Source organism: Acinetobacter sp. V91_7 (assembly GCF_031799075.1).
GTDB lineage: Bacteria > Pseudomonadota > Gammaproteobacteria > Pseudomonadales > Moraxellaceae > Acinetobacter > Acinetobacter calcoaceticus.
The window spans coordinates 1-13,334 of record NZ_JAVQNT010000035.1 but is presented as its reverse complement, the minus strand read 5'-3'; the positions used below and the strand labels follow the sequence as shown (position 1 = coordinate 13,334).

Sequence of the window (13,334 nt, the reverse complement as noted above, 5' to 3'; positions counted from 1 at the left end):
CCTGATCTTATTCTTCAGTTGCGCAATCTCGAATTTTTATGCCTTGCTCTTTGGCATATTTTTCTGAAGATTGTTCAATAATCGGACGTAATAAGCTGCGATCTGCTTGTACCCAATCACTAATTACTTTCCACTCTTTGCCATCCCATTGTTGGAAACGTACCGCACCACCGCCTTCATGGTCTTGGCACGATAGTTTTAAAGGCTGTACCAAACCATATGCACCAAGTTCTTTTAGACGTGCTTCAGTTAAGTTGATATGTTCAAAGCCCCAACGAACCTCTTCACCAGTAAGCGGACGTTTACCAAATTTATTTTGTGCCACGCGTACTGCTTCTACATTCAAAATACCGTTGACCACACCTAGGTTATAGTAAACCGTACCGAAACGATTTTTATCGGCAAGATCTGACTGGCCTTTATCAACAACAAGTTGTTTAATCTCTTGTAATACAGGGAAATTCGTTCCTGATGGATGAGTCGTAATTGAAATAAAACCATTTGCCGCAGCACCTGCTGGTGCAGCATCTTCTTCTGAGTTTGACCAGATATTTCCAATAATTTTATTGGTTGGGTAACCCACTTTCTGTGCAGTTTTTAATGCAACAGGATTCATTACACCCCAACCACGAAGAATGACCCAATCCGGTTGAATCCGTCTAATATTCAACCATTGAGATTGTTGTTCATTACCGGGATGTGGTACTTCAATGTTGGTTACTTCAAAGCCATATTTTTTCGATAAAATCTCAATGACTGGAATAGTTTCTTTCCCGTAAGGAGAACCGTGATATAGAACCACGATTTTTTTACCTTTTAGTTTTTCCAAGCCACCACTTTGCTGACCTAAATAATTAATAATTGCAGATACTTCACTATATGGATTGAGCTGCAATGGAAACACGTATGGAAAAACACGGCCATCCGTAGAATCTGTACGCCCATGATTAATAGTAATCAACGGTAATTTATCTTTTGTAGAACGCTCCAAAGTTGCATAAGCGATACCGACAGATAAAGGGTTGGTTGCAGCAGCAGGCGCTCCATTTAAACCATTTTTCAAACGCTCATAGCATTCTACCCCTTTTTCTACTACGTACTCAGTTTCACACTCAGACCACACCAGCTTCACGCCATTCACACCACCTTTGGCATTGACGGCTTTCATGTAGTCAATAAAGCCCCCGAAAAAGCCCGTTCCCCCAGCAGCATAAGGGCCAACCCGATAACTCTGTAACGGGAAATACTGGGCATTTTTATCCGACAATTGTGTTTGCTGCTCAGTTGCGGCTTGTTGTTTTTGCTCAGGTGGATTTTGTTTGTCTTTTTTCGTGACAAACACAATAGCGACTAAAGCGATGGCAATAACCACCAGCCAAAACCACAAGGATTTAAATAACTTCATAAATTAATCTCTAAATAAACAGACAAAAGTGTTGTTAAAACAATTAGTAACGTAATGGCCATTTTCTTAATCTCTGATACAAATTACGTAGTAAACGGCTTAATCCTTCTGGTTCCTTGATCAAGAAGTAAATGATCAAAGCCCCGAAAATAATTTTTTGTAGATTCTGTAGTAGTGCTTGATCGATAGCCTGTCCAAAAACAGCTTGCCCCAAAACACTCAATAAAATAGGCAACAGCACAATAAATGCGGCGCCCAAAAAGCTGCCGGTTAGGCTGCCTAAACCACCAATAATGATGATGAATAGAATTTGAAATGATCGATTAAGATCTAACCCATCTGCTTCAATGGTTCCAAGATAAGCAAAAGCCCAAAGTGCCCCCGCAATACCGAGATAAAATGAACTGATCGCAAACGCCAGTAATTTAGTCTGGCTCACTGGAATGCCGATGGTGATTGCCGCAGTTTCCATATCTCGTACAGCACGAAAATTACGACCATATTGACTATTGATCAGGTTGCGAGCCAAAACGGTGAGAACCACAACAATACTTAAGGTTAATAAATAGTGCCCGACTGGGCTATTTATGGGATAACCCAATATTTCCATACGAGGAGCAGTAATCACTCCCGAAGCATTATTATTAGTAAACCAGCCATACTGTGTGAATAACCACGGTATAAAAAACTGTGCAGCCAAGGTGGAAACAATTAAATAAAAGCCTTTAATTCGAAGACTTGGCAGAGCAACCACAACCCCAGTTAAAGCAGCAATTACACCGCCAAAAAAAATACTGACCAGTAATGGCAACTGAGGAATTCGCAGCTCTAGGTTGTATGTTGCAAACGCACCCACTGCCATAAAAGCTGCGGCACCTAATGAAAGTTGTCCGGTATAACCTGTCAGAATATTGAGTCCCAATCCGGCAAGTGCCAAAACTAGAAAAGGGACTAAAATGGCATTAAATAAGTAATCTGGCCCAACAAATGGAACGAAAAGAAAGGCAATCAACAGTGCAAAAATAAATAAAATACGATGCTCTTTTAGACGGAAAATGCGTTTCTCATCTTTATATTGCTGTACATATTGTCTTGTTTGGCTAAATAAAAACATGGCTTATACCCTCGTCACTTGTTTCTGACCAAACAGACCAGTTGGGTATACCAATAAAAAGAGAATCGCCAACACATATGGAAACCAGTTTTCAATTCCAGAGCCAATAATGCCACCTAAATAAATCTCCGCTAGTTTCTCGGTTGCTCCCACAATCAAGCCCGCTAAAATCGCACCTGCAATCGAAGTAAAACCACCAATAATCAGTACAGGTAATGCCTTTAGTACCACCAATGAAAGCGAGAATTGAACACCTAAACGTGCGCCCCACAACAAACCAGCGACTAATGCAACAAACCCTGCCACTGTCCAGACTAATATCCAGATATGATTTAAACGGATCCCCACAGATTGTGCGGCTAAAGGATCATCAGCAACTGCACGTAGTGAAATGCCAAAGCGAGTTTTACTAAATAAAAGAGATAAAATAATGACCAATGTTCCAGCAATACCTGTTGCGAACAGATCAAACTTGCTCAGCATGATGCCAAAGAAATTGATGGGTGCATCAGAAATTCCCAGATCTAATCCATGAACCTGTGTTCCCCATACAGTTTGAGCTAAACCCTCAATGACATAACTCAAGCCCAGAGTTGCCATGAACAATGTAATGACAGAGCGATTAATTAAATGTTTTAAAATCAATGCATCAATCAATAACACCAGCACAAAAATGACAAATAGCGTGACAATAAAAGCCACCACAAACGGAATGCCACGTTCAGTTAAATTGACAAAAGTTAAGGCTGAAAATAAAACCAAAGAACCTTGTGCAAAATTAAAAACACCCGATGCCCGATAAATTAAAACAAACCCAATGGCAACTAAGGAATACATGACACCTGCCAATGTACCCCCTAGCAAGACTTCTAGAAAAAATGACATATAAAAACTAACCTCTTATTTTTTAATTTATTTGTATATGCTCAATGTGCTTCAAGCGCTTGAATCCCTAAATATGCGCTCAACACTTCGGGATGTTCTTGAATTTGTTGTGGAGTGCCTTCTGCAATCTTTTTGCCATAGTCCAGCACCACAATATGGTTGGAAATATCCATAACGACAGCTAAATCATGCTCAATCATGAAAATGGTTATATCCAACTGTTGATTTATCTTTTGAATAAACTTGGCAATACTTCGTTTTTCAGCATGGTTCATTCCAGCCATTGGCTCGTCTAAAAGCAGAAACTGAGGTTCTGCTGCCAATGCTCTTGCCAACTCCACACGTTTTTGCAAACCATAAGACAGCGAGCTAACCAATTGGTCTCGGTATTCTTGTAGATTCAACAGTTTTAAAATTTCTTCAGCTTTAAAACGCTGTAAATCATCATTTTTTTGAGTGCTTGGTAAAGACAATAATGCACCTAATAATGAGTGACGACTTTTTAATACTCGTCCAGTTAAGACATTGTCCAATACCGACATTTGCTTGAAGAGTGCTAAATTTTGAAAGGTGCGCGCAATTCCTAAATAGGGTGCATGCTTTGCCTTATAGTTATGCAAAACCTGACCAGCAAAAATGATCTGACCAGATTGCGGCTGATAAATGCCATTAATAATATTAATTACAGAACTTTTGCCGGCCCCATTGGGACCAATTAAAGAATAAATCTCTCCTTTTCTCACCTCTAAGCTAAGTTGCTTGAGCACTTGTAAAGAGCCAAAAGATAAATCAATCGCCTTAAGTTCTAGCAATACCACAGAGGATACTGACATATATTCCCCTCTTAATTTATTGTTGTTATGGGCAAAGAATGAAGCTGCGAATTGTCCAATTGGGTACTTTGCCATTCGGCATATTCTCCCCATTCGTGTAAATTCACACCTAAACTTTGATAAAAATTTCGTGTTGCAAGCGTTACAGGCTGCCCCACTGTTAAAGCCACTTTAAGATGTGAAAAACCCAACTCTTCTAAAATGACTTGCTTAAATAAGGCAAAGCTCAACTTATCAATCAAAGATAATTTTTCTTCATTTTTCTGTTTTTGAAGTGCGTGCCAGTAATGTTTGGCAAGCCATTTATCACTTGGTAAGCGGTTATAAATTAACTGCTCAACACGGGCATAGGTTTGATTGGTCCCTAAAATCAATGTTGGCGAAATAATCTGTCTATCCTGATCGCGAGTATTTAAGGTCTCAGGAATATTTAAGTTAAAACCTGCAAGTAACCATGATGACCATAGATAACGAATGTGCCCAACACTTGAAAAAGCACGCGTAACAAATGCTTCCTCATGATGATCTAGGTGGTGGTTTTGAACTAAACGTTTGGCTTCTGCAATCAAATCTTGATGAGAATATTGCACTCTCAGTCGTTGATTAGATTCAATCCGTTCAAAGCTAAAAGCAATTTGTGCAGGTTCGAGCTGACTCGTTTTAAAATCAATACGATATTTCTCGTTGGAATTTTTTAATAACTTATCGACAGCTACAACATAGTCATATTCAAATGTACTTAATTTGCTTTGTTCAATATAAAAAATATAAATTGGGTGATAACGTAATGTCTCAATTGAAACAAGCTGCTCTAGCTCTTCTACGAGAATATAATCTGGCTTTAAAATCGCAAGGTGTCGTAAAAAGTCTTCTGTTTTTAATGTATCAACACTTTGGTCAATCAATTGAACTTCGCCACCTAAAGCCTGTATAGCCAGACTTATAGCAACTACATCAATATTCGGAGCACTGACAATAAGAAAAGTTTGCTTGTTTTGAAAACCATACTCATAAAGCGCAGACGCGTATCTTTCGCTAAGTTCTAGTAAATTTTTCCATGACCAGTGCCGCCACAGACCTAGCTTTTTATGTCTTAATGCAATTGCATCTGGACGTGCTATTGCGTGGTATGCCAACAGTGAAATAAGACTTTGCGAATAATCTGACATTTTTGCAATACCCCCCTCATAACGTCGATTGTTAAACGATGAGATAAAAAAAATATTACTGTTATATTTCAATTTACATGCCAAATATTTTTATAATTACTTTCAATAGCTTATGAAAATATCTTTCTCTATCTGTGCATAAAAGTGATAGTTTATTGTTGAATAACTGTTTTTCAGGCAACAGTTATTACTTGGATTCAAAAAGACTTTTTTAGAGAAATCTCAAGAACAAGTTTTGATTAATACTTTTGATTTTCATAATAGCTCTTCTTCGCTTTAAAAGAGCTATTATGTTTTTATCAATATCTTAGTTAAATATTTAACTAAACTACAAAGAAACCATGTGTACCATCTGTATTGAGTTGGGCAACTAATCCATATTCCCACTCTAAATAGTCTTGCATAGCTTGGATAGAATTATCCGTTCCTTCATAAGGGCGTTTATACCGATCTATACGGGGAGATAAGTACACATGTTTATCAGTTTCAAAAACAAAAGTTTTTGCCCATGCCTGATTCCCCCCTTCCAAGACATAAACATTTTCTGAAATTTTGGCTTGAAGAACAGATACTGCATATTGTGCTAACAGACTAGTACCACAAGTCACAACAATTTTATGATTTGTTGGAATTTTTTTCTCATTAAACAGTCGTTCAATATCTGCTTTTAAGACCCATTGAGCAGTAGGAATATGCCCTTTTTGATAGTTTGCACTAGTTGTAAAATCCAGAATAGTGACTTCTTCACGGTCATCTAACCATGCTTGCAATTGTTCAGGTGTAATCCGATGTTTTATATGCAACAACGGAACAACTGGTTTCCACCCTCCTTGCTCGGTAAATATTGTCTGAAAATCCGCATCGAGTACGTAGACATCCCAATTCATTTGCGCTAACCAAGATGCAGTCATATAAGCACGGACGAGTTGATCATCAATGAGTACAATTCTGGCACCGCGTACACTCGCATAATGGTCAGTTTCCTGAACTAGTTGCCCACCACCAATCCAACGGCTATTGGGTAAATGCGCTTGTATATACTCTTCTTCTGATCGTACATCAAAAACATAGGTGGTGCGTTCACTCTGTTGTTGGAACAGTTGTAGTTGTTCCAAACTAATCGTTTTTACACCAGCCTGCTGTGTTAATTGTTTGGTATTCTCTAATATGCCTGATGGATTATTTTTATTAGCAAAATTAGTATATTGTTGGTGTTGTCCTAAAGCTAATTGTTGCTGCGCCAATGTCCAACCAATCGTACCATTACGTAAAGCATAGACTTCATGTCCAATCTTGGCATTAATCAATGACTGTGTACCAATTAAACTACGTGTACGCCCCGCACAATTCACAATAATTTTAGTATTTTCATCTTTAACAATATTTTTAGCATGAAGTACCAATTCAGCACCAGGTACGCTGATACCGCCCGGAATACTCATGGTTTGATATTCATCAAAACGACGAGCGTCCAGAATGACAATGTTTTCCTGATCATCAATTAATTTTTTGACTTCTTGAGCTGACAGTGACGGCGTCCCTTTATAATGTTCAACAAATTCACCAAAGGCTTTACTTGCTGAATTGACATCAATAAAAATTTCACCGCCTGCATCTTTCCAGCCTTGTAAACCACCATCCAATAATGAAATCTGCTGATAGCCCAATGCTTGTAACTGTTGATAGACACGTTCTGCCAAACCCTCACCATTGTCATAAATAACAATATCAGTAGACAGACGAGGTATTCGATTGAGAATTTCTACTTCAAATTTGGAAAGAGAAATATTGGCAGCAAACAAAGGATGACCTTGAGCATATGGATCTTCTTCACGTACATCAATTAGTGCGATTTCTTGACCAGCCAATAGCTTTTTGCGGATATCTTGATAAGTTTGAATATTGGTTGTCATATTAATGTTCCTGATTTGAATAACCTGAAATAAAACGCTTTGCTGTGCCATCTAAAGCAAAGGTATAGCGTTCTACTTTGCCAATATCTGCACCATAAATGTGAATGCTAATAGAAACCTGATCGGACAGCGCATTACTCACTTGATGCACATCACCCAAGGCTGGAGTAAAAAAATCAATTTCGCCAACTTTTAAATGATCTGGTTCACCTGTGATCTCAAAATGCCCTAATGCATTTCTTTGGTAACGCTGTGAGATTTCTTCACCTTGCAGGACACCAACGACTCCCCAAACTTCATGATTATGGATTGGTGTAGTTTGTCCCTTATCCCATACAAAACTGACAATTGAAAAATGATCTTCCGGATCGCGATATAATAAAAACTGTTGATAGCGTTCAGGATTCGGTTGCCGATAAGAGCTTGGCAACCAATCATTTAAATGCAGCAATCTACGAAACTCTGGAATAAAAGATTGTATGAGATCAACATCTTCTAATTGCTGTGAAATTCCATATTCAATTCTTTCAATCAACGGCTGGAGTACTTGTTGCAACTGACTCATCTTTATTTTTGCTCCACTTTAAAACCAGTATCAAATGAAGATGTCACATCAAACTTTTTATCAATCAGCTTATATTTGGTATAAAAATCGGCTGTTCCTTGAGAAACTTTGATCACTTCATTATCGATCGGCTCCCACGAGGCATTACGACGTTTAAAAGCTTTGATTCCCACATCCTCTGGTAGTCCAGTTATTTTGGCATAAGCTTTACCAAACTCATCCCCGTGTTGTCCTGCCCAAGCTTGCGACTCTTTTAAACGATAGATGAAATCTTGAATTGCCACACGTTTGTTCTGATCCTTTAAAGATTTATCCGTGGCTGCTAAAAAGGTATAACCTGAATACAAACCACGACCATTAACCACAACCCGAAAATGATCCTTAAGCTCAGCATATGCCGTATATGGATCCCATACCACCCAAGCATCCACTGAACCATTGGCAACAGCTAATTTTCCATCGGCAGGCGGTAAAAATTTAAACGTCACATCTTCAGGCTTTAGACCTTGTTGTTCTAGGGCCTTTAAAGTTAAAAGATGACTAATTGAGCCTTTATTAAATGCTAAACTTTTACCCTTTAAATCTTTGGCAGACTTAATTGGACTATTCTGCGGCACTAAAATAGCAACTGGATATGGATCTGCTTTATAAACGGCAATAGCCTTGGCTGTTCCCCCATTAGAATTGGCAAAAATAAACGGTGCATCACCCAAGTAACCAATATCAATCGCATCTACTTTTAATGCTTCTGCAACTGGTGCAGCAGCTGGAAATTCATACCAATTGATTTTATATGAGACATTTTTTAAAGCACCAGATGCTTCAAGCTGTGCACGCATATTGCCTTTTTGATCACCAATATTGAGCACAACCTGCCCCTTATTTGCTTTGACTTCAGATGCCTGAGCATGTTCAGGTGAAGCCTCTTTTTTTGTACAACCGACTAAAATTGCTGTTGTAAAAACACCCAATAAAATTTTGCTATAGTGATTCATTATTATTTCCTTTCTGATTAGGCCGAAATCAGCTGTTGCTGTTGATCATATTTTTCTGTTTTTTCACGGATTTGGGGCAATAGCTCTCGACCATAATCAATTGCGTCCTGAACAGGATCAAACCCACGTATCAATACGCTATGAATGCCGAGTTTGTAATATTGCAAAATAGACTCTGCAACTTGTTCTGGGGTACCCACTAATGCCGTGGAGTTATAACTGCCTTGAACTAAAGAAGTAATACCAGTCCATAAATTGGTATCTAAACGTTCGCCTTGACCAGCTGCTGCAAGTAAACGTTGCCCACCCGTACTTTGTGGTTTTTTTCTGGCAGCTTGCAAGCCAAAATTTTCTAATTGCTTTTTAGATAATTGATAAATTTCTTGCGCTTTTTCCCAAGCTCTGGACTCACTATCAGCAATAATTGGACGAAATGAAATGTTGTAATCAAGTTGGCGCTCATGTTGTGCTGCCAACTGATTTAGTGTTTCAACCTGCTCTTGGGCCCCCGCTAGAGGCTCTCCCCAAAGTGCAAAAATATCAACCTGTTTTGCGGCAACTTGTAAAGCTTCTATGGAAGAACCGCCAAAATAAATTGGTAAGTGTGTTTGGAGTGGTTTAATTTCAGAATAAGCATCTACTACATGGTAATAATCACCTTCATAGCTAAAAGGTTCTTGGCTATACCATGTTTTTTGTACAACTTCGATGAACTCAGCACTACGTGCATAGCGCTCTTGTTTATTTAAAAAATCTCCATCTTTTTTCTGATCAATATCACTCCCGCCAGAAATAACATGTAGTGCTAAACGTCCATCCGTCAGCTGATCCAAGGTTGCCAATTTACGGGCTGCCAATGTTGGAGAAACAAAACCCGGACGATGTGCTAGTAAAAATTTTATTTTAGAAGTATGTGCAGCAGCATAGGCTGTCACTAAAAAACCATCAGCCTGATCGGACCAATAGCCACATAGAATACGGTCAAACCCTGCCTGTTCATGTGCCTGAGCAATTTTGACAATATAATTTTTATCAAAAGTTTTTGTCGCTGGAATAATTTCAGATGCCTCACGGTGCCAGATCATTCCTAAAATTTGAATTGCCATATTTAAATCCGATGTATTTTTTATAAGGATACGGCAGGTCTTAATATGTTAAAAACAAATATTAAATATATAATAATATTAAAATATAGAATACTAACAGAATGAGTGAGGCTCAAAACATTGCGGACGTCAACGAAAGCGTTATCTTCAACTAATGCTTTTTATATTGATTATGCTCAATAAAATTTCTTGATATTTTATTTCATCCCCATCCTAGTATGCTCTGTACTTTACGGCTCATCTCCTGGCAAATTGATTGATAGACTTCATTCAAATCGGGTTGAATCATATAAAAAAGTTGCACTGATAAATTGAAGTCAGTAAGTTCGATTGAGGTAAGTTGAGCAGCATAAATACTCTTTTCAAAAACTTCTTTAGGTAATAATCCTACTCCAAGACCTTGAGCCAATAAATTCATCTGCAAATTGGTTCCTGTAACCTCAATTTTTATATTAGGTAACTGATTCAATTTATGGTACTCCGATACAAGATATTGGCGAAAACCGCACCCTTCAGTATTAAGAATCCATCCTAAAGACTGACAATCGGCAAGATGCTGAACGGACATCTTTTTTAATTTTTTAGAAACAGTCGGCACAATTTGTAACTGACCTAAAATTTCCATGTTTTTCTGGTCATTCTGCCCATAAGTTTGAGCTGTTGTTGAAAAAATGCAATCTAGCTTTTTTTCCTTAAATTTATCTAATAAATCGATACCCCAACCTGTGCTAATTTCTAAGTTTAATGTTGGATAACTTTGCTTTAAGTCTTCTAAAATACCTGACAAGATCGTGTCTGATAGACTTGTCGCAATACCAATCCGTAAGTTTTGGGTCGATAATTTATAGCTGTTAACTAGTTGCCCTAATGCATCTATTTCAGCAGTAACCTGTGCGCACTGCTCAAAAATTTGAAATCCTAGCTGAGTCAATTTTAGAGGGCGTGTATTACGGTCAAAAAGTTGTAATCCCAAATCTGATTCTAGATTTTGGATCCTTCTAGTAATAGCAGGTTGTGAAATACCTAATTGCTGGGCAGCCAGACTGGTAGATTGAACATTGACAAAACAAACAAAAGCTTCAATATCTTCAATTTTCATAATAGCTTAGGACAAGATTTATAAATAAAGGTTATATCCAATTATGATGTTTTTTTATGGAATAACCAGTAGTTTACTATTCATTTTATTTCATATCAGTAATGTTTTTAGCTCAACTTATCTCTACCTATGCTCATAACTATAATTTTATATTTTTCAAAATCTTATTTTTTATATACTTTTATACTCTAGATAAGTTTTCTAAAAATTAGAAAAAGACAAATATTTCATCTTTTCTGACCTTATTTATATATAAAAACTACGCTAGATAATTCTACGCTTAGATGTTATTGAGGATGCTCAGGTAGTATTAAATCTACCAACCAGACTTTAGTCATCAGTTTATCTTGCGTGCAATTGCCTTATTTAGCTTACCTTTTGATCAAGACCCTAAAGGTATTTCATAGATTAGAAAGCTCTCACCTTGGGCTTTTTATTTTTGAATCATTTAATTGATATTTACTAATTTCTCGTTAGTGATCTACTTGAGAGAAAAGTTACTTTTATTGCTTATCTAAAATGTAATTTTATAGCTTGAAGATTCAGAGGAACTTTTATTATTATCTTAATAATATTTAGTACAATAAAGAGATACAAGAAATGCCAAATCAATTTGATTCTGTTTCTATAACAAAAAAAGCTAATGTCTACTATGAGGGGCATTCTATTAGTCATGTAATTGAACTAGCTGATGGAACAAAAAAGACTCTTGGAGTTATTCTTCCATCAGATAAGGCTTTAACATTTAAAACTCATGTGCCAGAGCGCATCGAAATTATTTCTGGGAAATGCACTGTTCAAATTGGCGATGAACCAGAAGCTACAATTTATTCTAGCGGTGAATCTTTTAATGTTCCTGAAAATAGTAAATTTAAAATTATGACAAATGAAGTGATTGATTATGTCTGCCATTTAGAGTGAGTTAGAATTAAAAAAGTTATTTTTATCATAGTAAACGATATATTGTTCCTATGAAAATTTTCATTCTTCCTCAAAATTAGACGATATCTAATGAAATTTAAGGTTCCATCAACTTAGATCTTTTATAATTGTTCTCTAGTAAGCTTTCACCACCATCAACATTTAGAACTTGGCCAGTAATTCAGTGATTGATTATTTATTTACCAGGCCGGAAGTTGATACAACAAAGATTTTTTATTAATAGCTGACCGAGACAATAGAATAGATATCAATATGGACTTATTCGATGACCGTATCCAAGCTATGGCTTCATTAAGTTGGTTAATTTAGAAATCAAAAATTAGCTTTAAATGATATTAGCATTCTGATCAAATTCGCTTAATAAAATAATCAATTACAGCTTTTAAAGCAGCTGAATGGTTCCGATGACTTGGATAATATAAATAAAATCCAGCGAAGCTCCCACACCAGTCATCCAAAACACTCTCCAATTGCCCAGATTGAATATATGGCAATACTTGCTCTTCCAATGAAAATGCAACACCAAGCCCATCCAAAGCAGCTCTTATCATTAAATCAGCATCATCTAGAATGAGCGTACTTTTAACGGCCAAATTAAGCTTTTTATTTCCTTTTTCGAAAGGCCAATTATATAGAGTCTGGCTGTTTATCTGACGCCAACCAATACAGTTATGATCTAGCAAATCTTTAGGAGATACTGGTTTAGGATACTTTATAAAATAAGCTGGGCTTGCAACAATTGCCAGTTTGAGGTTCTTAGAGATAGGAATAGCTTTCATATCTTCCTGAATACTCTCCCCCAGCCGGATTCCAACATCAAAGCCATTATGGATGATGTCGATAAATTCCTCGTTCGCCGTAATTTCAAAAGTAATATTCGGATATAGTTCACTTAAGGCTTTAAGGTGTGGAAGAAAAAATAATGTCAGGGCTGATCTTGGAGCATTAATTTTCACAATGCCCTGAGGGCTAGTACGAAAATCATTTAAGCTCTCTATTCCCGAAATGATATCGTTATAGGCTGGGGAGATTTTATTGAGTAAATGACTACCAGCTTCTGTTAAAGAAACACTTCGGGTTGATCGGTTTAAAAGTCTAACGCCTAGTCTCGTCTCTAGGGCCTTCATAGAGTGACTTAATGAAGATGGCGTCACATTTAATTTAGCAGCTGAGCGTCGAAAACTCTTTTCTCCAGCAATAACAACAAATGCCCATAGCTCATCAAAATTTGCTTTTGTCATAGACTTATTATGCTGATTAATTCATCAGTTCATTGAATTTTGTCTATATTGTATCCTGTTTATTAAA

Annotated in this window: 12 protein-coding genes; 1 reads left to right on the top strand and 11 read right to left on the bottom strand. The window is 37.1% G+C overall.

Annotated elements, in window-relative coordinates; translation table 11 throughout:
• Positions 1-7 precede the first annotated feature (7 nt).
• From RMB03_RS10540 to RMB03_RS10495, 10 genes are all read right to left on the bottom strand, one after another.
• On the bottom strand, positions 8-1,405 hold the full coding sequence (locus RMB03_RS10540; RefSeq protein ID WP_005305859.1) for an ABC transporter substrate-binding protein: 1,398 nt from the start codon (positions 1,403-1,405) through the stop codon (positions 8-10).
• A gap of 43 nt (positions 1,406-1,448) precedes the next feature.
• Positions 1,449-2,519, bottom strand: a complete 1,071-nt coding sequence (locus RMB03_RS10535; RefSeq protein WP_311075938.1) for a branched-chain amino acid ABC transporter permease — start codon at positions 2,517-2,519, stop codon at positions 1,449-1,451.
• Between the two features lie 3 nt (positions 2,520-2,522).
• A complete protein-coding gene (locus RMB03_RS10530) occupies positions 2,523-3,404 on the bottom strand; it encodes a branched-chain amino acid ABC transporter permease (protein WP_198080051.1) in 882 nt (293 codons plus the stop codon).
• 41 nt (positions 3,405-3,445) lie between these two features.
• A complete protein-coding gene (locus RMB03_RS10525; protein WP_311075936.1) occupies positions 3,446-4,237 on the bottom strand; it encodes an ABC transporter ATP-binding protein in 792 nt (263 codons plus the stop codon).
• 11 nt (positions 4,238-4,248) lie between these two features.
• Positions 4,249-5,406: an AMP-binding protein gene (locus RMB03_RS10520; protein WP_311075935.1), complete on the bottom strand. Its 1,158-nt coding sequence runs from the start codon at positions 5,404-5,406 to the stop codon at positions 4,249-4,251.
• Between the two features lie 323 nt (positions 5,407-5,729).
• On the bottom strand, positions 5,730-7,319 hold the full coding sequence (locus RMB03_RS10515; protein ID WP_311075934.1) for a rhodanese-like domain-containing protein: 1,590 nt from the start codon (positions 7,317-7,319) through the stop codon (positions 5,730-5,732).
• A 1-nt stretch (position 7,320) separates the two neighbouring features.
• On the bottom strand, positions 7,321-7,884 hold the full coding sequence (locus RMB03_RS10510; protein WP_311075933.1) for a cysteine dioxygenase: 564 nt from the start codon (positions 7,882-7,884) through the stop codon (positions 7,321-7,323).
• Positions 7,885-7,886: 2 nt separating this feature from the next.
• A complete protein-coding gene (locus RMB03_RS10505) occupies positions 7,887-8,879 on the bottom strand; it encodes an ABC transporter substrate-binding protein (protein WP_311075932.1) in 993 nt (330 codons plus the stop codon).
• A gap of 17 nt (positions 8,880-8,896) precedes the next feature.
• The gene (locus RMB03_RS10500) at positions 8,897-9,985 is read right to left on the bottom strand and encodes an LLM class flavin-dependent oxidoreductase (RefSeq protein ID WP_013197709.1); all 1,089 of its coding nucleotides are present in this window, start codon (positions 9,983-9,985) and stop codon (positions 8,897-8,899) included.
• 202 nt (positions 9,986-10,187) lie between these two features.
• Positions 10,188-11,084 carry a LysR family transcriptional regulator gene (locus RMB03_RS10495; RefSeq protein WP_311075931.1) on the bottom strand — a complete coding sequence of 299 codons (897 nt, stop codon included), beginning with the start codon at positions 11,082-11,084 and terminating at the stop codon, positions 10,188-10,190.
• A gap of 600 nt (positions 11,085-11,684) precedes the next feature.
• On the opposite strand from RMB03_RS10495, the gene RMB03_RS10490 reads away from it, so the two are divergent.
• The gene (locus tag RMB03_RS10490) at positions 11,685-12,005 is read left to right on the top strand and encodes a pyrimidine/purine nucleoside phosphorylase (RefSeq protein WP_005046848.1); all 321 of its coding nucleotides are present in this window, start codon (positions 11,685-11,687) and stop codon (positions 12,003-12,005) included.
• A gap of 368 nt (positions 12,006-12,373) precedes the next feature.
• On the opposite strand, the gene RMB03_RS10485 is transcribed toward RMB03_RS10490, so the two are convergent.
• The gene (locus RMB03_RS10485) at positions 12,374-13,267 is read right to left on the bottom strand and encodes a LysR family transcriptional regulator (protein ID WP_311075929.1); all 894 of its coding nucleotides are present in this window, start codon (positions 13,265-13,267) and stop codon (positions 12,374-12,376) included.
• Between the last annotated feature and the right edge of the window lie 67 nt (positions 13,268-13,334).